General features: G+C 65.6%; 26 protein-coding genes and 1 tRNA gene. 17 read left to right on the plus strand and 10 right to left on the minus strand.

Features of this window, described 5'->3' with window-relative positions:
* Window positions 1-93 precede the first annotated feature (93 nt).
* From JIP62_RS01875 to JIP62_RS01925, 11 genes are all read left to right on the plus strand, one after another.
* Window positions 94-2,268, plus strand: a complete 2,175-nt coding sequence (locus JIP62_RS01875; protein ID WP_201103267.1) for a TonB-dependent receptor — start codon at window positions 94-96, stop codon at window positions 2,266-2,268.
* A 133-nt stretch (window positions 2,269-2,401) separates the two neighbouring features.
* Window positions 2,402-3,994 carry an AMP-binding protein gene (locus JIP62_RS01880; protein ID WP_230974821.1) on the plus strand — a complete coding sequence of 531 codons (1,593 nt, stop codon included), beginning with the start codon at window positions 2,402-2,404 and terminating at the stop codon, window positions 3,992-3,994.
* 73 nt (window positions 3,995-4,067) lie between these two features.
* Entirely contained in the window at window positions 4,068-4,769 is a 702-nt protein-coding gene (locus JIP62_RS01885; protein ID WP_201104485.1) for a TetR/AcrR family transcriptional regulator, read from the plus strand.
* On the plus strand, window positions 4,766-6,016 hold the full coding sequence (locus tag JIP62_RS01890; protein WP_201103268.1) for a serine hydrolase domain-containing protein: 1,251 nt from the start codon (window positions 4,766-4,768) through the stop codon (window positions 6,014-6,016). Before JIP62_RS01885 ends, JIP62_RS01890 begins: the two co-directional genes overlap by 4 nt.
* Window positions 6,017-6,052: 36 nt before the next feature.
* Window positions 6,053-7,378 (plus strand): spinster family MFS transporter, encoded by a 1,326-nt coding sequence (locus tag JIP62_RS01895; protein ID WP_201103269.1) that lies wholly within the window; start codon window positions 6,053-6,055, stop codon window positions 7,376-7,378.
* Window positions 7,375-9,054, plus strand: a complete 1,680-nt coding sequence (locus JIP62_RS01900; RefSeq protein ID WP_230974822.1) for a carboxylesterase/lipase family protein — start codon at window positions 7,375-7,377, stop codon at window positions 9,052-9,054. Before JIP62_RS01895 ends, JIP62_RS01900 begins: the two co-directional genes overlap by 4 nt.
* A 132-nt stretch (window positions 9,055-9,186) precedes the next feature.
* The gene (locus JIP62_RS15330) at window positions 9,187-9,279 is read left to right on the plus strand and encodes a DUF4113 domain-containing protein (RefSeq protein WP_407932738.1); all 93 of its coding nucleotides are present in this window, start codon (window positions 9,187-9,189) and stop codon (window positions 9,277-9,279) included.
* 66 nt (window positions 9,280-9,345) lie between these two features.
* Complete coding sequence (locus JIP62_RS01910) at window positions 9,346-9,810, plus strand: helix-turn-helix domain-containing protein (protein ID WP_201103270.1); 465 nt, start codon at window positions 9,346-9,348, stop codon at window positions 9,808-9,810.
* A gap of 10 nt (window positions 9,811-9,820) precedes the next feature.
* Window positions 9,821-10,171 carry a hypothetical protein gene (locus JIP62_RS01915; protein WP_201103271.1) on the plus strand — a complete coding sequence of 117 codons (351 nt, stop codon included), beginning with the start codon at window positions 9,821-9,823 and terminating at the stop codon, window positions 10,169-10,171.
* 2 nt (window positions 10,172-10,173) lie between these two features.
* Window positions 10,174-10,641, plus strand: coding sequence for a hypothetical protein (locus JIP62_RS01920; RefSeq protein WP_201103272.1), 468 nt, complete (start codon window positions 10,174-10,176; stop codon window positions 10,639-10,641).
* 13 nt (window positions 10,642-10,654) lie between these two features.
* Window positions 10,655-10,885, plus strand: a complete 231-nt coding sequence (locus JIP62_RS01925; RefSeq protein ID WP_201103273.1) for a hypothetical protein — start codon at window positions 10,655-10,657, stop codon at window positions 10,883-10,885.
* A 16-nt stretch (window positions 10,886-10,901) separates the two neighbouring features.
* Here JIP62_RS01925 and JIP62_RS01930 read toward each other — a convergent pair.
* A tRNA-Ser gene (locus JIP62_RS01930) sits at window positions 10,902-10,991 on the minus strand.
* Between the two features lie 110 nt (window positions 10,992-11,101).
* Here JIP62_RS01930 and JIP62_RS01935 point away from each other — a divergent pair.
* From JIP62_RS01935 to JIP62_RS01960, 6 genes are read left to right on the plus strand one after another with little or no spacing between them, the layout of a single operon-like run.
* On the plus strand, window positions 11,102-11,899 hold the full coding sequence (locus tag JIP62_RS01935) for a septal ring lytic transglycosylase RlpA family protein (RefSeq protein WP_201103274.1): 798 nt from the start codon (window positions 11,102-11,104) through the stop codon (window positions 11,897-11,899).
* 37 nt (window positions 11,900-11,936) lie between these two features.
* A complete protein-coding gene (tmk, locus tag JIP62_RS01940) occupies window positions 11,937-12,563 on the plus strand; it encodes a dTMP kinase (RefSeq protein WP_201103275.1) in 627 nt (208 codons plus the stop codon).
* Window positions 12,560-13,537, plus strand: a complete 978-nt coding sequence (locus tag JIP62_RS01945; protein ID WP_201103276.1) for a DNA polymerase III subunit delta' — start codon at window positions 12,560-12,562, stop codon at window positions 13,535-13,537. The genes tmk and JIP62_RS01945 overlap by 4 nt, the downstream gene beginning before the upstream one ends.
* Window positions 13,537-14,316, plus strand: coding sequence for a TatD family hydrolase (locus JIP62_RS01950; protein ID WP_201103277.1), 780 nt, complete (start codon window positions 13,537-13,539; stop codon window positions 14,314-14,316). The genes JIP62_RS01945 and JIP62_RS01950 overlap by 1 nt, the downstream gene beginning before the upstream one ends.
* Before the next feature lie 5 nt (window positions 14,317-14,321).
* On the plus strand, window positions 14,322-15,122 hold the full coding sequence (locus tag JIP62_RS01955) for an MBL fold metallo-hydrolase (protein WP_407932739.1): 801 nt from the start codon (window positions 14,322-14,324) through the stop codon (window positions 15,120-15,122).
* A gap of 54 nt (window positions 15,123-15,176) precedes the next feature.
* Window positions 15,177-15,893 carry a flavodoxin family protein gene (locus JIP62_RS01960; RefSeq protein WP_201103279.1) on the plus strand — a complete coding sequence of 239 codons (717 nt, stop codon included), beginning with the start codon at window positions 15,177-15,179 and terminating at the stop codon, window positions 15,891-15,893.
* A 94-nt stretch (window positions 15,894-15,987) separates the two neighbouring features.
* On the opposite strand, the gene JIP62_RS01965 is transcribed toward JIP62_RS01960, so the two are convergent.
* The 9 genes from JIP62_RS01965 to JIP62_RS02005 all read right to left on the minus strand — a co-directional run bounded on the left by JIP62_RS01965 (window position 15,988) and on the right by JIP62_RS02005 (window position 25,220).
* On the minus strand, window positions 15,988-17,832 hold the full coding sequence (locus JIP62_RS01965) for an LVIVD repeat-containing protein (protein WP_201103280.1): 1,845 nt from the start codon (window positions 17,830-17,832) through the stop codon (window positions 15,988-15,990).
* A gap of 19 nt (window positions 17,833-17,851) precedes the next feature.
* Window positions 17,852-18,571, minus strand: a complete 720-nt coding sequence (locus JIP62_RS01970; RefSeq protein WP_201103281.1) for a DUF305 domain-containing protein — start codon at window positions 18,569-18,571, stop codon at window positions 17,852-17,854.
* Between the two features lie 96 nt (window positions 18,572-18,667).
* On the minus strand, window positions 18,668-20,080 hold the full coding sequence (gene lpdA / locus JIP62_RS01975) for a dihydrolipoyl dehydrogenase (protein ID WP_201103282.1): 1,413 nt from the start codon (window positions 20,078-20,080) through the stop codon (window positions 18,668-18,670).
* Window position 20,081: 1 nt separating this feature from the next.
* Window positions 20,082-20,561: a glutathione peroxidase gene (locus JIP62_RS01980; RefSeq protein ID WP_201103283.1), complete on the minus strand. Its 480-nt coding sequence runs from the start codon at window positions 20,559-20,561 to the stop codon at window positions 20,082-20,084.
* Window positions 20,562-20,570: 9 nt separating this feature from the next.
* Window positions 20,571-21,881: a pyruvate dehydrogenase complex dihydrolipoamide acetyltransferase gene (locus JIP62_RS01985; protein WP_201103284.1), complete on the minus strand. Its 1,311-nt coding sequence runs from the start codon at window positions 21,879-21,881 to the stop codon at window positions 20,571-20,573.
* A gap of 4 nt (window positions 21,882-21,885) precedes the next feature.
* On the minus strand, window positions 21,886-22,320 hold the full coding sequence (locus JIP62_RS01990) for a VOC family protein (RefSeq protein ID WP_201103285.1): 435 nt from the start codon (window positions 22,318-22,320) through the stop codon (window positions 21,886-21,888).
* A complete protein-coding gene (locus JIP62_RS01995) occupies window positions 22,320-23,735 on the minus strand; it encodes a pyruvate dehydrogenase complex E1 component subunit beta (RefSeq protein ID WP_201103286.1) in 1,416 nt (471 codons plus the stop codon). Before JIP62_RS01995 ends, JIP62_RS01990 begins: the two co-directional genes overlap by 1 nt.
* Before the next feature lie 3 nt (window positions 23,736-23,738).
* On the minus strand, window positions 23,739-24,764 hold the full coding sequence (gene pdhA / locus JIP62_RS02000; RefSeq protein ID WP_201103287.1) for a pyruvate dehydrogenase (acetyl-transferring) E1 component subunit alpha: 1,026 nt from the start codon (window positions 24,762-24,764) through the stop codon (window positions 23,739-23,741).
* Between the two features lie 123 nt (window positions 24,765-24,887).
* Window positions 24,888-25,220, minus strand: a complete 333-nt coding sequence (locus JIP62_RS02005; RefSeq protein ID WP_230974823.1) for an FtsB family cell division protein — start codon at window positions 25,218-25,220, stop codon at window positions 24,888-24,890.
* Between the last annotated feature and the right edge of the window lie 22 nt (window positions 25,221-25,242).

A 25,242-nucleotide genomic window follows, 5' to 3' on the forward strand; every position in this document is an offset into this window, starting at 1 on the left:
CGGTGAGTGAAGATTGACAGGGGGGCAGATTGGTGAGAGCGTCCGGTCATGGCGTCGAAGAGCGCCGAGGGGAAATGCCGAGGAGGGACTGCCATGGGCCACAAGCTCTGGACAACGACATCTGCCATCGTTCTGCTTTGGGCGGGCGCAGCCCAGGCCCAGGATGCGGCACCCGCCGCCGACCCGACGGGCAGCCAGGAAGCAACCACGGTCGAAGAACTGGTCATCACCGCCGAGCGGCGCACGACCAACCTGCAGGAAACAGCCGTCGCAGCAACCGTGCTCAGCGGCGCGGACCTGGAAAACCGTGGGGTCGCCACGCTGGAGCAGCTGCAGTTCGTGGCCCCTTCGACCACCGTGCAGAATTTCGGCCAGGGCAACTTCTTCAACGTGCGCGGCATCGGCAAGTCTGAACCGACGACCGCCATCGGTGTGGGCGTGACCACCTATCGCGATGGCGTGCCGGTGTTCCCCGGCTACTTCCAGACCGAGCCCTATTACGACATCGGCAGTGTGGAGCTTCTGCGCGGACCGCAGGGCACCTTTGCCGGCACCAACGCCACGGGTGGGGCCGTCTTCATCAATTCCCGCAACCCCGATTTCTCGGGGATCAACGGGTATCTGATGGGGCAGGTGGGCAGCTACGACAATCTGAAGGGCCAGGCCGCCGTCAATCTGCCGCTCAGCGACACCCTGGCCGCCCGATTTGCCATCAACAAGGAAACCCGCAGCAGTTTCCATGACATCACGGGCCCCTATCGCGGCGACCCTGGCGAGATCGACTCCACGAGCCTGCGGGCCAGCTTCCTGTGGACGCCGACGCCGGCCCTTCGGGTCCTGCTGAAGGGCGATTACAACCACCTCGATTTCGGCGGCTATCCCGCCGATCCCGCCCTGGCGACCAACGACCCGTTCGAGATCACGGCCAATGGTCCGCATTCGGGCGAGGACGAGACGGCCCGGGTGTCGCTGAACGTCAGCTATGTGCTCGACAACGGCATCACCCTGCGGTCGATCACTGGCTATCAGGACGGCATCAGCGAGTTCTCGACCGATCTGGATGGCACCAGCGCCCGGAACAACACCTTCTACGACCGCGTCGAAGAAGAGGTCTGGTCGCAGGAGTTCAACATCGTCTCGCCGGACAATCAGCGCCTGACCTGGCTGCTGGGGGCCTTCTGGCAATATGACGACGTCGTCTTCCCCGTCACGACCTTTCCGCAAGGGGCCTATCACGTCGGCTTCCCGGAGGGCGTGGTCGACTATTACATCTTCGGAGAGACGCCGAAGGAAACGACTGCGGTGTTCGGTCAGGTCAGCTTCGATGTGTCAGATCAGCTGCAGATCCAGCTGGGGGCCCGTTGGTCGGAGTCCACCTCGACCAACGACAATGTCTATACGACCTATCCTGCGTTCAACCTGTTCCTGCTGCAGAATGACGAGGTCACGGCTGAGAAGACGACCGGCAAGCTGAGCATCAACTACAAGATCGACGACAACAATTTCGTCTATGGCTTCGTGGCCACCGGCTTCAAGATGGGTGGGCTGAACGCGCCCAACTTCTATGTACCGGCCAGTTCGTTCGGCCCCGAGGATGTGATCGACTACGAGCTGGGATGGAAGTCGACCATGTTCGACGGCCGTGTCCGGACCCAGCTGGGTGGCTATTACATGGTCTATGAGGGCTTCCAGGTCATCGTCGGGGACCCGGCGGTGCCGCTGTTCAGCTCGATCGTCAATGTGTCGGGCGAGACGGTCCTGATGGGTCTGGAAGGCTCGGCGCAGATGCGCTTCGGACAATGGGCTGGCGACATCGGCATGTCGCTGTCCCACTCGGAACTGGGTGAGTTCTATGCGGCCGATCCGCGCCTGCCGCGCACCGGAACTTGCAATGTCGAGACGGGCCCGGCCAGTGGCAACTGCCTGAACCTGGAAGGCAACACCCAGAGCTATGCCCCGGAACTGACGTTCAACATCGGGCTGCAGTACGACTTCTTGCTGCCCAATGGGGCCACGCTGTCGCCGCGCATCGACTATTCGCACATCGATGAGTCCTACACCTCGATCTTCAACAACGAGGCACTGGGCGACCGTCTGGAAGCCCGGAACCTGGTCAATCTGAAACTGACCTATCAGGTCGATGACTGGACCCTGGCGGCCTATGCGATGAATGCCACGGATCAGACCTATATCGCCGCCGTCAATGCGGGCCTTCGATATGCCGGCCCGCCGCGCCAGATCGGCCTGAACCTGGTCAAGACCTTCTAGTCTGAAGCGGAGGGCGGGGGACCTTTCTCTCGCCCTCTGGCCGCCCTCGTGATGCGTGGGCTTTTCCGTAAGCGTGGATTCCTGCTCCTCCCATGACGCTCCAAAAAGACCCTCGTCCCGGAACCGCAACGGCATGACGGACGCCTGTCTCAGCCCGATGCAGGACTATGCCCTGACCGTGGACCGCTTCCTGGACCACGGCGCCAAATGGCATGGCCGCGCGCGTCTGATCACGGCGGGCGAGGGCGGTGATGCGGCTGTCGGCTATGCCGAGCTGAGGGATCGGGCCAATCGCCTTTCGGGTGCCCTGCTGGATCTGGGTCTGGTTCCCGGCGACCGGATCGCCACCCTGGCCTGGAACACCCAGCACCATGTCGAGGCCTGGTATGCGGCGATGGGTGTCGGCTTGGTCTGCCACACGCTGAACCCACGGCTGACCATCGCGCACCTGGCGTCGATGATCAGGCAGGCCGAGGACCGGGTTCTGATTGTGGGCGCCGGGCTCGCCTCTACGGCGCAGGCCCTGGTCGCCGCCTGTCCCTGTATCGAACAGGTAATCCTGCTGGACGGAGACCGGTCTGCATCCGCGCCGGGCAGGGTGCCTGTCCGGGAAGTCGAGACCTTGCTGGACCAGCACGGCCGCAAGGTGGAGTGGGGCCAGTTCGACGAGCGCTCTGTGGCGGGTCTGTGCTTCACCTCCGGCACGACCGGTGCTCCGAAGGGTGTCGCCTATACTCACCGGTCGAACTACCTCCACACCATCCGGTCACTGCAGGCCGACGTCCTGGCCCTGATGGCGCAGGATGTGGTCCTGGTCGCTGTGCCTATGTTCCATGCCAATGCCTGGGGCCTGCCGTTTTCGGCACCGGCCGTGGGAGCCAGCCTGGTCCTGCCGGGCCGCGCCACCGACGGCCGCAGCCTGGCCCGGTTGATCCAGGACCATGGTGTAACCGTGGCCGTTGGCGTGCCTACGGTCTGGCTGGGCCTGCTCGACCACCTCGATGCGGCGGGCGGCGAAACCCCCACCCTTGAGCGGATCATTATCGGCGGATCCAGCTGTCCCGACAGCCTGTTGCAGCGGATGGAGTCGCGGCTTGGCTGCACCGTCCAGACCAGCTGGGGCATGACCGAGCTTTCGCCGCAGGGAACCATGTCGCCGCGCAGCACCCTTCCAGGAGCGGCCCGGGGATCGGGTCGACCGGCGATGGGTCTGGACCTGCTGCTGACCGATGCCTCCGGCGTGCCGCTTCCCCAGCAGCGCAACGTCGAGGGCCACTTGAGGGTACGCGGGCAAAGCGTGGTGGACACCTACTTCGGCGCGGCGCAGTCCGCCTGTGACGCCGATGGCTGGTTCGATACCGGGGACCTGGCCGTCATCGACGATGAGGGCAACCTCACCCTCGCTGGCCGCTCCAAGGACCTGATCAAGTCCGGCGGCGAATGGATCAACCCGGTCGAGATCGAAGAGATCGTCGGGGCCCTGCCATCCATTGGGCTGGTAGCCGTCATCGGCAGCGCCGATCCGAAATGGGGCGAGCGGCCCCTGATGGTCATCGAACCGGCCCGCGGACAGCAGATCGACGACGGTGCATTGAAGGCGAGCCTGAAGGGCCGGGTCGCCGACTGGTGGATTCCTGACCGGATCGTGCGCGTCGAGGCTATGCCCCTGGCCGCCACGGGCAAGATCAACAAGACGCAGCTTCGCGCCACATACGGGGGCGCTTAGGATGACGGAGATTTTCGTCATCGAGTCGGCGCACCACCTCAGCCATGCGCCGCGCTGCCTTGAGGTCCGCCGCATGCCCACGCCCGTTCAGAAGCCCCGTCGCAAGGCCGAACAACGCGCCGAGAGCCTGGAACAGATCCTCGATGCAGCCGAGGAGCTGTTCTCGAAACACGGCCTGCATGGGGTGACCATCAAGGACATCGCCGACAAGGTCGGGGTCCACAAGTCGCTGGTGCACTACTACTTCACCGACAAACAGGACGTGTTCGACAAGGTCATGGCCCGTCGCGCGCCGATCACCAGCGGTCGCCGAATGGATGCGCTGGACGCCTATGAGAAGGCGGCGAACGGCAAGCCGACGGTTGAGGGCACCTTGCGCGCCTTCCTCGATACCGACCTCGACACCTATTCGACCGGCGGGGAGGGATGGCGTCATTTCGGGGCGCTGGGGGCCCAGCTGAACAACACCCCCGCCTGGGGTGCAGAGGTCATGGACCGCCTGTTCGACCCCGTGGTTCTGCGTCTGATCGGTCTGCTGAAACAGGCCATGCCCGGCTGTCCGGACGAGGACATCTTCTGGGGCTATCACTTCGTCACAGGGGCCCTGACGCTGAGCCTCGCCCGCACGGGACGCATCGACCACCTGTCCGGCGGCCTGTGCCGATCCGATGACTTCGAAGCGATCAAGGCGCGAATGGCGACCTTCATGGCCCATGGCTTCATCGGCATGTGCGAGAGCCGCGCGGCCGAGCGCGCGCGACCACCCGCGTCATGACCGAAGCCGGCGGCCTTGCCTTCGCGACGAGCCCCCAGGCCGTCGGTTTCGATCCCCAGCGCCTGTCGCGGCTGGACGACTACATGTCCGGCATGGTCGAGGCGGGTCAGGTCGCGGGCACGTCCACCCTGTTGATGCGCCATGGCCAGGTCGTGGCGTTTCAGACCCATGGCAAGGCGCGCATCGGTGATGCCGAGCCGCTGGGGCGCGATGCCATCTTCCGCATCTATTCAATGACCAAGCCGGTCACGGGCGTCGCCCTGATGATCCTGTTCGAACAGGGACACTGGACCCTGGACGATCCGATCACGCGGTTCCTGCCTGAGCTGAGCGACCTGAAGGTCTTCACCGGCATGGACGACCAGGGCGAAATGGTCGTCGAGGATGCCGTGCATCCACCGACCATGCGCGAGCTGATGAGCCATACGGCGGGCTTCGGCTATGGCCTGTTCGACTTCCATCCTGTGGAGCGGGCTTACCGGGCCGCCGGGGTGCTGAGGGCCGACAGCCTTGACAATCTGGTGCAGCGGGTGGCGCGGATGCCGCTGATGTTCCAGCCGGGGAGAGAATGGTTCTATTCTGTCGCCACGGACCTTCAGGGGCTGATCGTCGAGCGGATTTCCGGCCAGAGCTTCGGCGCGTTCCTGAGCGAGCGCATCTTTGAGCCGCTGGGCATGGTCGATACCGGCTTCCACACGCGGCCGGACAATCAGCACAGGCTGACAGCCATCTATCGCGGCGACGGGACCGGGGGCCTGAAGGAGGCGACGACGGCCTTCGACATGCCGATCAATGACTTCACACAGCCGCCGCGCATGGAAGGCGGGGGTGGCGGGCTGGTGTCGACGGCCACCGACTATGCCCGTTTCTGCCAGATGATCCTGAACCGGGGAGAGCTGTCGGGAACGCGGATCCTGGCGGCCGCCAGCGTCGATCTGATGGCCACCAACATGATCCCCGATGCGGTCCTGGCGACGGCCAATCCGCTGCGGCTGTTGCCGTTCAACCCGGCCTTCGGCTTCGGCCTCGACTTCGCAGTCATGCTGAACCCGGCTGCCATCGGTGCCGTCGAAGGGCGCGGCACGCTGAGCTGGGGCGGCGGCGGCGGAACCTGGTTCTGGATCGACCCTGAGAACGACCTCGTCTTCGTGGGCCTGATCCAGCGTCTGGCCGACCCCGTCAGCGACGCCTTCCGCAAGGAGGCCCGCGCCCTCGTCTATGCCGCCCTGACCCATCCTGAAAAATAGACGGACCTCAAGGTCCGCTCACCCGAGGAAACCTACATGAGTGCCACCGGCGAAATCTCTTCAGAGACCGAAGGCGGATCGCGGCCGGGTACCGGCGTCGGTCGCAGGGCGTGGGTCGCCCTCGGCGTTCTTTGGTTCATCTATGTCCTGAACTTCCTGGACCGCCAGCTGCTTTCGATTCTGGCCAAGCCGATCCAGGACACGCTGAACATCACCGACGGGCAGTTGGGCCTGCTGGGCGGTCTCTATTTCGCATTCTTCTACTGTTTCATCGCCATTCCCGTGGGTTGGCTGGCAGATCGCACCAACCGCGTTGCCGTTGTCTCGATCGCCTGCGGAATCTGGAGCGCAGCGACCATCGCCTGCGGTCTGTCGCGCAATTTCGGCCAGTTGGCGGCTTCGCGCATGACCGTCGGCTTTGGCGAGGCGGGGGGCGTGCCGCCGTCCTATGCCATCATCACCGACTATTTCCCGCCGGGGCGGCGCGGCATGGCGCTGGGTCTCTACAACCTCGGCCCCCCTGTCGGCGCGGCCCTGGGCATCGCGTTCGGAGCCTCGATCGCGGCGGCCTTCAGCTGGCGTGACGCCTTTGTCGCCATCGGCATTGTCGGCGTCCTGACGGCTGTGGTTGCGCCCATACTGATGAAGGAGCCCAAGCGGGGCGGGCTGGACATGGCGGCGGGGGCACCCGCGCCGGAAAAGGCCGGGTTCTGGTCCACGGTTCGGATGTTCTTCTCACGCCCGGTGCTTGTGCTGGCCGCGCTGGGCAGCGGGGTGACGCAGATCATTACCTATGGCCTGGGCAATTTCGCCGTCCTGTTCCTGATGCGTGAGAAGGGCATGACGTTGAGCGATGTCGCCCTGTGGTACGCCCTGGTCGTCGCCATCTGCATGAGCGGCGGCATCTTCGCCTCGGGCTGGCTGATCGACCGCTATACCCGCCGATCCAAGAAGGCCTATGCCCTGCTGCCGGCCATCTCGCTGACGCTGGCGGTGCCGCTTTACATCGCCTTCGTCTGGGCCCCGTCCTGGCCCTTGGCGCTGGCCCTGCTATGCGGGCCGACCTTCCTGAACTATTTCTATCTGTCCTCTTCGGTGGCCCTGGTTCAGGAAGAGGTGAAGCCAAACCAGCGGGTGATGTCCGGGGCCCTGCTGCTGCTGGTGATGAACTTCATCGGCATGGGGGCCGGGCCGACCTATGTCGGGGCGGCCAGCGACTTCTTCCGCAACACCAATCCGGACCATTCGCTGCAGATGGCGCTGTACACCCTGACGCCGGTCTATCTGGTCGCCATTGGTCTGTTCCTGGTTCTGGCAAGGATTCTGGGTCGCGACACGGCGCGCGCGGGAGGCCAGGCATGAGACGCCCACGCTCCACCCTGTTCCATCGTCTGGCCGTCATGGCGGCCCTGGCCGCGTCGATGGCCGCCTGCGGATCCATGGCGTCCGCGAGGCCTGCGCCACAGTCCGATCCCCTGGTCGTCGCGGCCCCGGCTGGCACCGTCCGGGGGCGGGCGGAGGGCGACATCCGGGCATTCAAGGGCATTCCCTATGCCGCACCGCCGGTGGGCGAGGGACGCTGGCGACCGCCCGTCCCGCTGGCCCCCTGGACCGGGGTTCGCAATGCCGCCCAGTTCGGCCCGGCCTGCATCCAGCCGACGCCCGGCCCGCCGCACATCTATTCCCAGGACCTGGGGGCCACCAGCGAGGACTGCCTGACGCTGAATATCTGGTCCCAGACCTCGGCCCAGGCTGCGCCCGTGATCGTCTGGATCCACGGCGGATCGCTGGTGGCCGGGTCCAGCAAGGAGCGGCTGTATGACGGGGCCCGCCTGGCGTCCGAGGGGGTGGTGGTCGTGTCGATCAACTATCGTCTCGGCGTGCTGGGCTATCTAGCCCATCCCGATCTCAGCGCCGAGTCGCCCGCCGCCCTGTCCGGCAACTATGGCATTATGGACCAGATCCAGGCCCTGACCTGGGTCCAGCAGAACATCGCCGCCTTTGGAGGCGACCCGGCCAATGTCACCATCGCCGGGGAATCCGCAGGGGGCTTGAGCGTCATCTATCTGATGACCTCCCCCTATGCCCGCGGGCTGTTCGCCAGGGCCATCGTCCAGAGCGGATACATGATCTCGACGCCCGAGCTGAAACAGGCCCGGTTCGGCATGCCGTCCGCCGAAGAGGCCGGGGCGACCCTGACCCGTCGGCTGCAACTGCCCAGCCTGCGTGCCATGCGGGCCACTGACCCCCAGGTTCTGACCGATCAGGCGGCCATGGCGGGCTTCCTGCCCTTCGGCACGGTCGATGGAATGATCCTGCCGGGCCAGATGGTCGATGTCTTCGACCAGGGACGACAGGCCCCGGTTCCGGTTCTGGCCGGGTTCAACAGCGGCGAAATCCGCTCGCTGCGGATGCTGGCCCCGCCTGTGCCCGGAAGCGCCGCCGACTATGAGCGCGTCATCCGCGACCGCTATGGCGACATGGCCGACGACTACCTGAGGCTCTATCCGTCGTCCGACATGGCCGAGAGCATTCTGGCGGCCACGCGCGATGCCCTTTACGGCTGGACGTCAGAGCGCCTGGTGCGCAGCCAGACGGCACTCGGCCAGGCTGGCTATCTGTATCTGTTCGACCACGGCTATCCGGCGGCGGACGCGGCGGGACTGCATGCCTTCCACGCCAGCGAGCTGCCCTACATGTTCGGCAATCCGGACCGCACGCCGCCCCGCTGGCCCCGTGTGCCCGACACGGCCGAGGAGGTCGCCCTGTCGGACACCATGCTCGACTACTGGATCAGCTTCGCCCGTGACGGCCGACCACAGTTACAGGACAGCGCCTGGCCCGCCTATGGCACCGAGGGTCATTTCATGACCTTCGACGGCGGGGCTCGCCCCGGTGTCGGCCTGTTCCCCGGCATGTTCGACCTGCACGAACAGTCCATGTGCCGCCGCCGCATGGCCGGCAATGCACCCTGGAACTGGAACGTCGGCCTGATGTCTCCGAAGCTGGCGGAGGGGCCAGGGGGTTGTTCGAGATGACTTCTGGGTCCAGACCCCGGCACTGGCGGCGCTGTCCATATCAACGCTAGCCTGTCTGCGCTGCGGATGGCGGCATTGGACTAAACCGACGCGCGGCTCAGACTCGGGACGCTGATACCGGCGCGCACGGGGCTGAAGCGGAACTGGACGCTGAAGGCGGAGATGCGGAGCCCGGCCTATACGACGCGGTTTGGCGAGACGCCAATCGTGAGGGCGGCGGGGTAGCGAGATCTAAACGGCTGGACGCATTGGGCAACTTCGGGTCAGCCTGACCGGGCTGGGGGTCACGAGATGACTGAGTCGCCTACACCGCGCGAGATGGAATGCCTGACTCTGTTCGTTCGGGGTATGCTGGCGAAAGACATCGGCACGCACCTGAACATCGGGACCAGCACCGTCCAGAACCATATCGCCAGCGCCTATCGGAAGCTGGGTGTTTCCGGCCGGTCGGCGGCGGCGAGGGCCCTGGGCATCGACTACCTAGGGCAATCAATACCCATGGCCCCGCCGCCTTCGCCGCCGCCTGATGCTCCCGTCGTCGGGGTGGACCCTCCGGAGACGAAGAGCGGCGGTTCCGGCCTTTACGAGCTGTATGTCCAGCTCGGCAACTGGCGGACGCCGCCGCGACCACGGGGTGGGCGGTTCGTGCTCATTTTCGCGGGAACCATGGTGGTGATGGCGGCCGTCGGGGCCTTCTTCGCGATCGGGGCCTTCGTCTATGGCTTGGTCGACCTTGTGCACGACATGACTCGTTGAGAGGAAGTCGATGAAATCCGATCCCAATGTGTTTGCCGGTATCATGGCCACCGATGTCCGGGCGGTCGAACATGCCCTGGATGAAGCGATCGCTGCAGCCGGGCAGATGTTGCAGAATTTCGCGCAGGGTCGTCGCTCCGCCAATCTGGGCGTGCGGGTGGGACAGCCTGCCCTGGTCAAGATGATGGGTGCGCTGTCGGCCGTGGTGGAGGCGCGGGGCGGCGTGGCCAGCGCACATGATCTGATGGCCGCGACTGCCCGGCGTCACGGCCTGTCCTATGCCGACGCCGGTCCATTTGAGGACAAGGGCGACCCGGACGAGAAGGAAGATCCGCGCGTGCTGACCCTGGTCGGCCGCTGACGATGGTGGCGATCGCCGTGTTCGCGCTGAACCTGCTGGCCCTCGGGCTGCTGGTGCGACATGGCGAAATGCCCGATCGACTGGTGGCCATCATGGTCACTGCCTGCATGGTCGTGGAGCCGATGGTCGACCACATCACCATCGGCACGTGGCGCGTCGGCGTCGGGGCGCTCAACCTCTTCCAGTTCCTGGTGATCTGGGCGATGGCGGAGCGGGCCGATCGCTGGTGGCTGGTCCTATTGGGCAGCCTGCAGATGTTGATCGTCAGCACGCATCTCATGCCGCTGATCTCTCCCGACTATTTCACTCGGACCGGCGTCTATCTGCGCCAGGGTCTTTGGGGGTTGATCAGCATCCTTCTGTTCGTCGCGGTTTGGGAATGCCGGGCCGCGACGCGATTTGAACGAGAAAACAATGGGCAGAAAAATGGACCTAGACGAGGCGCGAGAGACCTGGCTCGCGCTGATTGACCAAGGCGACACGATGACCCGGAAGTCAGAGCAACTGCTTGAGAAGGCTGAAGAGACGATCTTGCAACACCGTCCGCGAGACAATGCTGATGCCGTGCTGCTGACCATGGTCATTGCCGAGAATGTCAAGGTGGGCACACGATCTGATGCTCACGACCTGAAGGCTCTAGCTCGCCTGCAGGATTACCTCGCGGAAGGTCTACCGAATCGACCGACGCGGATCGGCATCATGGGCAGTGCGTGAACTGTGGGTTAGCCGATGGCGGACAGGGTGGGATTCGAACCCACGGTAGGCTTCCACCTACGGCGGTTTTCAAGACCGCTGCCTTAAACCACTCGGCCACCTGTCCCCGGCGCATCATCGCGGGCGGGGTGGGTTGATAGCGGCAAACGGGGCGTTAACCAAAGAGGAAAATGTCGGGTCCATCATCACCGCTCTGACGGGACGGGAGGGCGAGGCATGACGGGGCGAAGGGGCGCGATCCTGGCCACCCTGTGCCTGGTGCTGTCGGCGTCGCTGGCGGCCTGTGCGGGGACGGGGCGGGGCGCGGCCGGGGCGCGGTCTCTACCTGTCGTGACCGATCCGGCCCCGATCGTGCCGGGCACCATGCGCGCCTATCAGGTGCGGGGACGCTGGTATCAGCCCGTCGAGGATCCCGATTACGAGGAGGTCGGCATGGCCTCCTGGTACGGCGATGCCTTTCACGGGCGGCCAACCGCCAGCGGCGAGCGGTTCGACATGAATGCCCTGACCGCCGCGCACAAGACCCTGCCTCTGCCCGGACTGGTGGAGGTGACCAATCTGGCCAATGGCCGGACGGTCGTGTTGCGGGTCAATGATCGCGGGCCGTTCGTGGAGGGGCGGATCATCGATCTGTCGCGCGGGGCGGCCGAGGCCCTGGGGATGATGGGGCAGGGGGTGGGCGAGGTCCGGGTCCGCTATGTCGGACGGGCGCCGCGCAGCGGGGGCGGCGTGGCCTATGCCGAGGCCGGGGCCGTGCGGACCCCGCGTCCACCCGTTGCCACTGAGCGGGCCGAGATCTGGGTTCAGGTCGGGGCCTTCAGCGAGCGACCACGCGCTGACCGGGCCGCCGAACGCCTGGGGGACCGGGCCCAGGTCCAGGTGGTGGAGCGGGGAACGGGGCGTCTGTACCGGGTCGTGGCCGGTCCCTGGGGCGATGCGAACGCGGCTGAGGCGGCCCGCCAAGCGGCGATCGCGCGCGGCTTTCCCGACGCCCTGTTGATATCCGGTCACTGAGGCTTGCCACAGCCGTCCGCGCCGCCATTGTGCGCGCGTGACCCGTGGAAAGTTCATCACCTTTGAGGGCGGCGAGGGGGCCGGCAAGTCGACCCAGGCCCGGCGTCTGTGCGAGCGCCTGCGCGCCGCAGGCCACGAGGTGGTGCAGACGCGCGAGCCGGGCGGATCGCCCGGGGCCGAGGTTATTCGCAACATCGTGGTGGCCGGTGATGCCGAACGCTGGTCGCCGATGACCGAAAGCCTTCTGATGTATGCCTCGCGCAGCGATCATCTGGAACAGACCATCCGGCCGGCCCTGAGCGCGGGGCGCTGGGTCGTATGCGACCGGTTTGCCGATTCCAGCCGCGCTTATCAGGGCGCCGGCGGGGGTGTGGCACCCGAGTTCATCGAGGCGCTGGACCGCGGCGTGGTGGGCAAGGATCAGCCGGACCTGACGCTGATCTTCGATCTGCCGGTGGAGGAGGGGCTGCAGCGTGCCTTTGGTCGCGGCCTGTTCGAGACGCGCTTCGAATCCAAGGGACTGGCTTTTCACCAAAGGCTGAGAGACGGGTTCCTGGCCATTGCGCGCGCGCATCCCGACCGCTGCGTCGTCCTCGACGCGACCGGCAGCGAGGACGAGGTTGCGGCGCGGGTCTGGGACGCGGTCACGGCGAGGCTGGCATGAGCGACCATCCCCGCGACCGGTTCGATCTGGTGTCCGATGCTCCGGCGGAGGCGGCCTTCGTCGATGCTTGGCAGCGCGGCCGTCTGCATCACGCCTGGCTGCTGTGCGGGCCCGAGGGTGTGGGAAAGGCCGGCTTCGCCTATCGCGCCGCACGGCGGCTGCTGGGCGCGGCCCCCGATCCCTCGCGCGGCCGCCTGGGATCGGCACCGACCGACCCGGTCAGCCGCCTGGTGTCCGCCCAGTCGCATCCGGATCTGATGGTGCTGGAACGGCTGGTCGAGGGCGGCAAGACCAAGAAATCCATATCGGTCGATCAGGCTCGCGACCTGCCGGAGTTCTTTGCCAAGAGCCCGTCGCAGGCCCGATATCGCGTCGCCATTATTGATGCGGCGGACGACCTTAACACCAACTCTGCCAATGCCTTGCTGAAGGTTCTTGAGGAACCGCCTGAGCGGGGCGTGCTGTTCCTGATCACCCATGCGCCGGGCCGTCTGCTGGCGACCATCCGGTCCCGGTGTCGGCGGCTGGCCTTTCCGGTGTGGAACGAGGCCGAGCTGGCCAGGCTGGTCCGGGACCGCACCGGGCTGGACCCGGAGGAGGCGGACCGGATCGCGGCCATGGCGGGGGGATCGCCCGGGGCGGCGCTGGCCCTGTCATCCGGCACGACGCTGGAGATGGACCGACTGGCGCGCGCCTGGGTCGAGGCGCCGGCCGTGGACCGGGCCGAACAACTGGCCATCGGCGATGGCTTTCGGGGGGCTGAGGGCCAGGCGCGGTTTGACATGCTGCTGGACAGGCTGATGGCAGCGGTGAAGACGCGGGCCCTGAGCGAGGGAGCCGGCGGTGCGCGCTGGGCCGAGCTGTGGGGCCGACTGAGCGAACTGCCCGACCGGACGGCGGGCCTGAACCTGGATCGTGCTGACGCCCTGGCCGGGGCGCTGGCTGATCTGGCTCGAACCAAGGCGGCCTCCTGATGCTGATCGACAGCCATGTGAACCTGCATGCGCCCCAGTTCGACGAGGACCGGAACGCCGTCATCGAGCGGGCGCGCGCGGCGGGTGTCGGCCTGATGGTCGAGATATCGGACAAGCTGTCGACCTTCGAAGCCACCCACGCCCTGGCCATGGCCCATCCCGACATCTGGTGCACCGTGGGCGTCCACCCCCATGAGGCCAAGGATGCAACCGATCTGACGCCTGATCATCTGGCCAGCTTGGCGCAGCGCCCCCGAGTGGTAGGCATCGGCGAATGTGGACTGGACTTCCACTATGACCTGTCGCCGCGCGACGTTCAGGAAGCCGTGTTTCGGACCCATGTCGAAGCGGCCCGCCTGACCCATCTGCCCTTGGTGATCCACACGCGCGAGGCGGATGCGGACATGGGCCGGATTTTGACTGAGGAGCAGGCGAGGGGGCCGGTCCGCTTCCTCATGCACTGTTACACGAGTGGAGCCGAACTCGCAGAAACTGCAGCCGAAATGGGCGCGTGGTTCTCGGTGTCAGGCATTGCGGCCTTCAAGGCGGCGGACGATGTGCGCGCCGTCGTGCGGGCCATGCCGGCAGACAGGATTATCGTCGAGACCGACTGTCCCTATCTGGCGCCGCCGCCGCATCGGGGGCGTCGCAATGAGCCGGCCTATGTCGGCCTGGTTCTTGAAAAGCTTGCCGAAATCCGCGGATGGACCGTGGCCGAGGCCGAGGCGCGGACGACCGAGGCCTTTTTCAACCTGTTCGGCCGGATCCCGAGGCCGTGACGGTGCTGGACGATCTTGAGGTGGTGGTCCTGGGCTGCGGGTCCTCCGGCGGCGTGCCGCGTGGGGACGGGGACTGGGGCCTTTGCGATCCCGCAGAGCCACGAAACCGGCGGCTGAGATGTTCGCTGCTGGTCCGCCGTCATGGGCCCGATGGGGTCACGACCGTTGTCGTTGATACGTCGCCCGATCTGCGCCAGCAGATGCTGGCCAATGGGGTCAAGCGGATCGATGCCGTCCTCTATACCCACGACCACGCCGATCAGGCGCATGGGATCGATGATCTCAGGGTATTTGCCATGCGAGCGCGGCAGCGAATCCCGGCCTGGATGGACGCTGCAACGCGATCGATGCTGGAGCACAGATTCCACTATATCTTCGAAAGTGTAGAGGGTTATCCGGCTCTTCTCGATGTGAACATGATCCCGCCTCACGGCGAGGACTGGAGCATTGACGGACCGGGCGGCTCTATTCCCGTGCGGACCTTCGATCAGGGTCATGGGCCGATCCGATCCGTCGGATATCGCTTCGGGCCCGTTGTCTATTCCAGCGATGTGGATGCCATGGACGACGCGGCCCTGGCCGCCGTCGAGGGGGCGCGGCTCTGGATCGTCGATGCTCTGCGCTACACCCCCCATCCAACCCACGCCCACCTGGATCGCACCCTGGACTGGCTCCGGCGTGCGGGGCACCCGCAGGCCCTGTTGACCAATCTCCATTTGGATATGGATTACAACACCTTGTCGGCGCTTGCTCCGGCTGGGGTCGAGGTTGCTTTCGATAATTGGTCGCGTCGCCTGAGCCTGTAGCGGAGCCTTTTCGTTGAGCGGTCGTTGCCACCTGACATCAACAGGAAGGCCACCATGCCGAGCACCAAACAGCCCGCCTATGACGACCTGAAAGCCATCTTTCTGAACTGCAGCCTCAAGCGGTCCAGCGAGCCGTCGCACACCCAGCGGCTGATGGACGTGGCCGACGCGATCATGACGGCCAATGGCGTGAAGACCGAGACCTTGCGGATCGCCGACCTGGATGTTCCGCCGGGGGTTCAGCCCGACATGACGGAATGCGGCTGGCCGAGCGATGGCTGGCCCGACGTGCAGAAAAAGGTGATGGACGCCGACATCCTGGTCATCGGCACGCCGATCTGGCTGGGCGACAAGTCGTCGATCTGCACCCGGGTGATCGAACGCCTGTACGGCTATTCTGGCGAACTGAATGCCAAGGGACAGTCCGCATACTATGGCCGGGCGGCCGGCTGCATCATCACAGGCAATGAGGATGGCATCAAACATGTTGCCATGAACCTGCTGTATTCCTTGCAGCATCTTGGCTACGTCATTCCGCCGCAGGCGGATGCGGGCTGGATCGGCGAAGCGGGTCCGGGGCCATCCTATGGCGACGACGGCGAAGGCCTCGACAACGACTTCACCCAGCGGAACACGACCTTCATGGCCTGGAACCTGATGCACATGGCCAGGATGCTGAAGGATGCAGGCGGCATTCCCTCATATGGAAATCAACGCACTGCCTGGGACAAGGGCGAACGTTTCGACCATCCAAACCCGGAATACCGCTGAGCCGCCAGCCGTCGTTTCGCATAATATGTCTTAGGCGACTTCTAAATGCGGAAAGAAAGCGGGGCCCGATCGGACCCCGCTCCCTTCGTATTGGCTATGCGCCGGCCCGCTCCAGCACGCCTGCCAGGGCCAGCATGCGGCGTGCATCGATGGCCGTAACGCCTTGCGCCGCCGCAGCGGCCTTGACCCGCTCGGCCAGACCGGTCGCGGCATCGGCCGAGCCGCCCCGCCATTGGTCGACACCGCTGCGGATCTCCTGAGCAAAGGCCGCGTCGATCCCGCCTGACCGGGTCAGCTGATCCACATAGGCCGTCGCCACGTCCGGCGTGTCGGCCCAGACAATCCGGGTCTGGGTCTGCGGATTGATCACGTCCAGCTGAACGCTTTCGGCAGCCGCGATCTCGGCGGCCGACAGATGGTCGCTGGGCACCAGACGCAGGACGTCCAGACCGCGTGCGATCTCGCTGGAATAGATGCGGCCGTTCAGCCAGTAGGCCGACCACGACCCGCCGATCGTCAGCTTGTCGGCGTTCAGCGCACCACGGTCGAAATAGGCGATCTCGACCGGCCGCGCTGGATCGGTGAAGTCCATGACCGACAGACCGCCCTGATACCAGGCCTGGATCATCAGATCACGGCCAGGCACGGGGATCAGATTGCCGTTGTGGGCGACGCAGTTCTCGGTCGCACCCTGGACGCCGGGCAGTTTGAAGAAGTTGCGTCCGACCAGGCGGCCGTTGGTCACCGTGGCAATCAGGTTGGCGCCCCAGGTGGCCGGGTCGTTGGCGGTGCAATGGGCCCCGCCCCCACCGCCCCACTCGTCGGTGAACACGATCTTGTCGCCCGTGTTGTCGAAGGTGGCCGAGTGCCAATACGCCATGTCGGGATCGAACATGTCGGACACGCGCTGCGGGTTCTCCGGGTCGGAGATGTCCAGCAGGATCCCGTTGCCGCTGCAGGCCCCCGCCGCCCGGTTGATTTCCGGGAAGACGGTGATGTCGTGGCAGTGGTTGGTCGGCGCCGTTTCCTGGCTGGCCACGCCCATGCGACCGCCGGTCCACAGCCCCGCGACACGTCCCGTATCGCGATCGGCAAAGATGCGCGGACGGTTCACGATGGCGGCGTCCTGGGGCCGGGTCAGGTCGACCTTGATGACGTCGATCGAGAACAGGGCCGTTTCCGGGTTGCGGGTCGGCTGGCCGTCCGAGCAGATCGACAGCTCGCCCGTCTTGCGAACGTTCGCAGCGCCGGAGTTGTAGATGTAGAGGATGTTCGGATCGGTCGGATGCGGCACCTGGGTATGGGTGTGGGAGCCCCGGCAGGTCTGGATGGCCGCGACCTGCTGCGGCGCGCTCATGTCGCTGATGTCGAAGATGCGGATGCCGCGGAAGCGTTCCGCATTGATCTGGCCATCGGCCCCCGAAGACCCGCAGTCCAGACGGCCGCGGTTCTCCTCGACCGACATGAACAGCAGATTGCCGTGGACCGACAGATCCCCCTGCCCGCCCGGACAGACGACCGACATCACCAGCTGCGGGGCACCGTCACCGCTGACGTCGTAGGCATTGAAGCCATGAAAGCTGCCGACGAACAGTTTGCCGTCGGCCATGGCCATGTCCGTATTGGCCAGGGCCAGCGGGCTGAACCGGTTGGGATCAGAGCGCATCCGCTCCATCATGGCGTTGGCCTCTTCCTGGGTTTCGGGCACCACGAAGATGGTCTCGGGGTCATAGAAGCCCGGAGGCGCGCGCATCGCGTGCTCCAGCACCATTCCGGATATGGCCTGTCCCGCGTCGGCGACGCCGGCGCTCAGGGTCGCGCGCTCATCGACGCGTACGCTGGGCGGTTGGACCGCAGTATTCTGGGCGTGAACCGCAGTGGAGGCGGCCAGCACCGCCAGGGCGGCGGCGGAAGACAACAGGGCATTGCGAACGAACATGGCCGCTCCTCGGCTAGAGTCAGGACGGGGGTGAAAGATCGGAAAGCACGGATTGCATCCGCAGTATCTCGGCCGACTGATCGGCCACGACGGAGGCGGCAAAGCCGGACAGCACCGGATCATTGGCGGAATCGGGCTGGCTCATCAGGTCGTCGACCATGTCGAGCGCGCCGCGGTGATGCTGGATCATGCCTTCCAGGAACAGCCGGTCGAACTCGGCTCCATTGGCGGCGGCTAGGGTGCGCATCTGGGCCGGCGACAGCATTCCTGGCATCAGGGGGCGGTCATCGGTCATCGCGTGACCGGCCATGTCGTGTCCCGCCATGTCGTGCCCGGCATGGGCCCCGTGCGCCGCATGATCTCCAGACCCCATGCCACTCATTTCAAGCGGCTGACCACGCACCGTCAGCCATTCGCGCATCAGCGCCATCTCGGCCTCCTGGCTGAGCGCGATGCGGCGACCGAGGGCCTGGACGACAGGCGAGGCACCGCGCGTTTCCAGCAGGGCCACCATCTCGACCGCCTGGGCGTGGTGCACGATCATGTGCTGCATGAAGCGGACATCCCCCTCGGTGAAGGTGGTCCGTCCCATGGATACGGCCTCGGCCGCAGTCAGGGTGCGTGTCGGCTGGCCCGGCGCGCCAGGCTGGAAGATCGGCGGCGATGCCGGATCGGACGCCGCAGGATCCTGGGAAAACAGGCTCAGGGCCCCGACGACCATGCCCAACAGATGCGGCAACCCGAAACCCCCAAACAACACTCGGCGCAGACTAGGGCCGGTGTTGCCGTGCGGGCAAGCGCGAACGGATGTCTAATCGGTAATGTTGGCGGCGCGTCAGATGTGCAGGACCCGGCCGTAAGCGTCCAGTTGCGCCTCGTGCATGGCCTCGGACATGGTCGGGTGGGGATAGACGATGCCGTGCATGTCTTCCTCGGTCGCCTCCATGGTGATGGCGGTGACATAGCCCTGGATCATCTCGGTGACCTCGTGACCGATCATGTGGGCCCCGATCAGGGCCCCGGTCTTGGCGTCGAAGATGGTCTTGACGAAGCCCTCGGTCTCGCCCGCTGCCACGGCCTTGCCGTTCACACGGAAGGGGAAGCGACCGACCTTGATCTCTCGGCCCTGGGCCTTGGCCGCCTGTTCGGTCAGGCCGACAGAGGCCACCTGCGGCTGGGTATAGGTGCAGCCGGCGATGGGCGAATGCACGTTCGGCGTCTTGAAGGCGGCGATGTGCTCGGCTGCATGGATGCCTTCGTGCGAGGCCTTGTGCGCCAGCCAAGGGGCCCCGGCGCAGTCGCCGATGGCGTACAGACCCTTCACATTGGTCTGGCAATGGCCGTCGATGGTGATGTGGCCCCGGTCCATGGCGACGCCCAGCGCCTCCAGTCCGATTCCGTCCGTATTGGCGGTGATGCCGACGGCAGAGATGCAGACCTCGGCCTCCAGCGTCTCGGCCTTGCCGCCGACCTCGACGGCGACCTGGACCCCCTGCCCCGCCTTAGAGACCTTGGTGACCTTGGCCCCGACGCGGAACTTGATGCCGCGCTTCTCAAAGGCCTTCTGGGCGGCCTTGGACACCTCTTCGTCCTCGACCGGCATGATGCGGTCGACGGCCTCCACGACCGTCACCTCGCTGCCCAGGGCGCGATAGAAGCTGGCGAACTCCAGACCGATGGCTCCGGAGCCGATCACGACAAAGCTCTTGGGCAGGCGTTTGGGCGACAGGGCCTCGCGATAGGCCCAGATCTTGTCCCCGTCTGCTTCCAGTCCGATCTGCGGCAGGGTGCGGGCGCGGGCACCGACGGCCAGCATGACGGCCTTGGCCTCGATCGTGCGTGATCCACCGGCCTTCAGATCGACGATGACCTTGGGCGCAGCGGTGCCCTTTTCCAGCCGAGCCGAGCCCTCGACGACCTCGACCTTGTGCTTCTTCATCAGAAAGGCGATGCCCTTGCTCATGGTCGCGGCCACACCGCGCGAACGGGCGATGATGGCCTCGAAGTCGAACGACGCGCCGGTGGCCGACAGCCCGTATTCCTTCAGGTGGCTCAGGCTCTCGAACTTCTCGCCAGACTTCAGCAGGGCCTTGGTGGGAATGCAGCCCCAGTTCAGGCAGATGCCGCCCAGGCTCTCGCGCTCGACGATCGCGACCTTCTGGCCCAGCTGGCTGGCACGGATCGCCGCGACATAGCCGCCGGGGCCCGAACCGATGATGACGAGGTCGATTTCAGCGGCAGCGGCCATATCAGATCAGCTTTTCGATGTCGGCCTTGATGGCCTCGGGTTCGACCTGGGGAGCGTAGCGGGCGACCACCTGCCCCTCCTTGTCGGTCAGGAATTTGGTGAAGTTCCACTTGACGTCGCGGGTGCCCAGAAAGCCCTTCTTCTGGGACGTCAGCCAGTCATAGAGCGGGTGGCGGTGCGGGCCGTTGACCTCGATCTTGTCGAACATCGGAAACCGGACACCGTAGGTGCTTGAGCAGAAGCTGGCGATTTCGGCGGCCTTGCCCGGCTCCTGCGCGCCGAATTGATTGCAGGGAAAGCCCAGCACCTGGAAAGGCTTATCCGCAAACTCTTCGTGCAGAAGTTCAAGGCCGGCGAACTGACCGGTAAAGCCGCATTTGGACGCGGTATTCACGATCAGCAGGGCCTGACCGCGATAGGCGTCCAGCGGCTGTTCGCGTCCGTCGATGGCCGTTGCCGTGAAATCATAGACGGAGGTCACAGGCGGCTCCTACGCCAGCATCGTCACGGGATCTTCGATCAAGGGCTTAAAGGCTTGCAGGAAACGAGCGCCGGTCGCGCCGTCCACGACCCGGTGATCGCAGGTGACGGTAACGGTCATCACCGTCGCCACCGCCAGCTGGCCGTTCTTGACCACAGGCCGCTGCTCACCCGCGCCCACGCTCATGATCGCGCCCTGAGGCTCGTTGATGATCGAGGAGAAGGACTTGATGCCGAACATGCCCAGGTTGGACACGCTGAAGGTGCCGCCCTGGAACTCCTCGGGCTTCAACTTGCGCTCGCGCGCCCGCTTGGCCAGATCCTTGGACTCGGTGGCAATCTGCGACAGCGACTTGGTTTCCGCCTTGCGGATGATCGGCGTGATCAGGCCGCCGTCGATCGCCACGGCCATGGCGATGTCGGCGTTGTGATGCAGGGCGATCCCTTCGGGCGTATAGCTCGCATTGGCTTCCGGCACGGCCTTCAGCGCCATGGCGGCGGCCTTGATGACGAAGTCGTTGACCGAGACCTTCACGCCCGACTTCTCGAGCAGGGCGTTGACCCGCGCACGGGCCGCCAGCAGGGCATCGATCTCGACGTCGATGAACAGCGGGAAATGCGGCACCTGCTGAATGCTGTCGACCATGCGGCGGGCGATCGCCTTGCGCATGCCGTCCAGCGGGATCAGGTCGTAGCTGCCGTCCGGAATGCCCATCTGGGCCAAGGACTGGACGGGACGGGTGGCAGCGGGCGCGGCTGCCGGTGTCGCGGCGGCAGGCTTGGCCGAACCGGCGGTGGCCCCTTCCAGGTCGCGCTTGACGATCCGGCCGTGCGGGCCGGTGCCCTTGATCGTGGACAGGTCGATATTGGCCTGGGCGGCGAGACGACGCGCCAGCGGCGAGGCAAAGAGGCGGCCGCCCTTATCTCCCCCCTTTGCGGAGACAGGCTGCGACGCAGCCGAGGGGGGTGTGTTCGGCGCGGGGGCGGACTTGCCCTCCTCTGGACGCTCCGCGTCCTGTCTGCCCCCAGAGGGGGGAGAGACCGTGGCAGGGCTCGAGGGCGGTGCCTTGGCAGAAGCTCCCTCCTCTCCCGCCACGCGGGCGATCGGGGTGTTGACCTTCACGCCCTCGGAGCCTTCGGCCACCAGGATCTCCAGGACCTCGCCCTCGTCCACGGCCTCGACCTCCATCGTGGCCTTGTCGGTCTCGATCTCGGCGATCACGTCGCCGGCCTTGACGACATCGCCGACCTTGACGTGCCATTTGGCCAGGACGCCCTCTTCCATCGTCGGCGACAGGGCGGGCATGAGGATGTCGGTCATGGGCTCAGGCCTCGATCGTCTGATAGGTGAGTTCGAACTTAAGACCGTCCGGATCGGCGAAGAAGACGGCGTAGTAACCGGGGCCGTACTGCGGATAGGCCTTAGGGGCGTCTAGAACGGGGATGCTCCATCCGATCAGCTTGTCGTGAAAGGCATCCACGTCGGCGGGACTGTCGGCCCAGAAAGCGAAGTGATGAAAGCCCGGCCGGTACCGGTCATAGGGGCCGTCATGGCTGCGTTCGGCTTGACTCAGGCTTATGGCGGACACGGCTGCGGCATTGAACCAGACGGTGAACTGGCCGGGATGCTCCTCGACCTTTTCATAGCCGAGCTCGGTCAGGACAGGCGTGTAGAAGGCCGCCTCACAGGCTGCGAGGTCCGACACGCTGAGCGTCAGGTGATTGACGGCCCCGCGCGCGCCTTTCAGCACATTGGCCATCAGGCGACGACCGCCTTCACGGCCGCCACGATCTTGTCGACGCCGGGCAGGGACAGGGCTTCCAGATTGGCGGCATAGGGCAGAGGCACGTCTTCCTGGTGCACGCGGAGCGGCGGGGCATCCAGATAGTCGAAGGCATGCTCGATGACGCGGGCCACGACCTCGGCGCCGACGCCCATGGGGCCCCAGCCTTCCTCGGCCGAGACCAGACGGCTGGTCTTCTTGACGCTTTCGACGATCGTCTCGTGGTCCAGCGGTCGCAGGGTCCGCAGATCGACGACCTCGGCAGAGATCCCTTCCTGCTCCAGCTTCTCGGCGGCCTGAAGGGCGAAGCCGACCATGCGGCTGTGGGCCGTGATGGTGACGTCGGTGCCCTCGCGGCGGACCTTGGCCTTGCCGATCGGCAGGACATAGTCCTCGACCTCGGGCACATCGAACTCCAGGCCGTACATCATCTCATGTTCGAGGAAGACGACCGGGTTCGGATCTCGGATGGCGGCTTTCAGCAGACCCTTGGCATCGGCGGCGTCATAGGGGGCAATGACTTTCAGACCCGGCACTTGGGCGTACCAGGCCGAATAGTCCTGACTGTGCTGGGCGGCCACGCGGCTGGCGGCACCGTTCGGGCCGCGGAACACGATGGGCGCCCGGATCTGACCGCCCGACATATACAGGGTCTTGGCCGCCGAATTGATGATGTGGTCGATGGCCTGCATGGCGAAGTTAAACGTCATGAACTCGACGATCGGCTTCAGGCCCGACATGGCCGCCCCGACACCCAGGCCGGCAAAGCCGTGCTCGGTGATCGGCGTGTCGACGACCCGCTTGGCTCCGAACTCCTGCAGCAGCTCGCGGCTGACCTTATAGGCCCCCTGATACTGGGCCACTTCCTCGCCGATCAGGAAGACGGCCTCGTCCCGGCGCATCTCTTCAGCCATGGCGTCGCGCAGGGCGTCGCGGATGGTCGTCTTGACCAGCTTGGCGTCGGCGGGGATTTCCGGATCGCGCAACTCGACCTTGGGCCCGGCGACCTGGGTCGAGGCCTTCTCGGGGTCGCCGGTCTTGCCCTCGGCAGCAGCCGCGGTCTCCGAAGTCGCCGTATTCCCGGTCGTCGCCGAAGTCGCTGCTGCACTGTCTCCGGATTCCCCGGATTTCGTCGTCGAATTCGCCGCGCCGTCCTCACCCGCCAGGCGGGCGATCGGGGTGTTGACCTTCACGCCCTCGGACCCTTCAGCGACGAGGATTTCAAGCACCTCGCCCTCGTCGACGGCCTCGACCTCCATGGTCGCCTTGTCGGTCTCGATCTCGGCGATGACGTCCCCGGCCTTGACCGTGTCGCCCGCCTTGATGTGCCATTTGGTCAGCGTGCCCTCTTCCATCGTGGGGGACAGCGCCGGCATCAGGATGTCGGTCAAAGCTCAGGCCTCCACATAGACGTCGGTATAGAGCTCGGACGGGTCCGGCTCCGGGCTTTCCTGGGCGAACTGCACGGCCTCGGCCACGATGGCCTTCACCTCGGCATCGATCGCCTTGATCTCGTCTTCCGTGGCCTTGGCCTCGGCCAGCAGGGCCTTGACGTGATCGATCGGGTCGCGGGTCTGCTTGACCTCGTCCACCTCTTCCTTGGCGCGGTATTTGGCCGGGTCGCTCATGGAGTGGCCGCGATAGCGATAGGTCTTCATCTCCAGGATGAAGGGGCCGCCGCCCTCGCGAGCGCGCTTGACCGCACGGGCCACCGCGTCGCGGACCGCTAGCACGTCCATGCCGTCGACCTGTTCGCCCGGAATGCCGAAGCTGGATCCCCGCTCGCTCAGCTCGGTCGTGGACGACGAGCGTTCGATGCTCGTGCCCATGGCGTACTGGTTGTTCTCGATGATGTAGATGGCCGGCAGCTTCCACAGCTGGGCCATGTTGAAGCTCTCATAGACCTGGCCCTGGTTGGCCGCGCCATCGCCGAAATAAATAAACGCAACCGAATCGTCGCCGCGATAGTGACCGGCAAAGGCCAGACCGGTGCCCAGGGCCACCTGGGCCCCCACGATGCCGTGACCGCCATAGAAGCCGGTGGCGGTGTCGAACATGTGCATCGACCCGCCCTTGCCTTTGGACGACCCGCCGATGCGGCCGGTCAGCTCGGCCATGACTTCCTTCGGGTCCATGCCCGCGCACAGCATATGGCCGTGGTCGCGATAGCCGGTGATGATCTTGTCGTGGCCCTGACGGACGGATTCCTGAACGCCGACGGCGACGGCTTCCTGGCCGATATACAGGTGGCAGAAGCCCCCGATCAGTCCCATCCCGTACAGCTGGCCTGCGCGCTCCTCGAAGCGGCGGATCAGGACCATCTCGCGGTAAAAGCGCAGCAAATCCTCTTTCGAGGCCTGGGGCGCGTTGGGAATCTTCGCAGCTTTCTGTGCGGCCTTTTGAGCGGCGGCTCTCGCCATCCGGCGTCTCCCGGCTTGAGCCCCGACCCCAACGGCCAGGTGCTTCTTATCGTTACGGAACGCAGGCTCTAGCAGCCTTCCTTCCCGAAAGGCAAAGCGGCCCCGTGGGGCTGTAACAATAGTTCAAGACGCCTGGGGAGCGACAGGTTCCGGTGTCGCAGGGCGCGAGACGGGGATGACATAGTCGCGGGGGTCCGCAAACCCGAGCACGGCCCGGGCACGCTCTTCCAGCAGGTCGCGCGAAAGGCTGTCGTTGCGCAGATAGCGGATGCGGACTTCAAGGTCCGCCCGCTCGGCCACCAGGGCCTCCAGATCGCGTTCACGCTGGGCCAGCAGGGCGGCGCGATCTCCACCACTCAGCAGACCGCGCGGGCCGGTCAGAGCCTGGATGCCGAAATGTCCGACAAGCAGAAAGAGGAAGACGCACAGGGCGTAAGGCTTCATCCGATCAAGCACTCAGGACGCTCCTTCTGAGCGT

Source organism: Brevundimonas vitisensis (assembly GCF_016656965.1).
GTDB lineage: Bacteria > Pseudomonadota > Alphaproteobacteria > Caulobacterales > Caulobacteraceae > Brevundimonas > Brevundimonas vitisensis.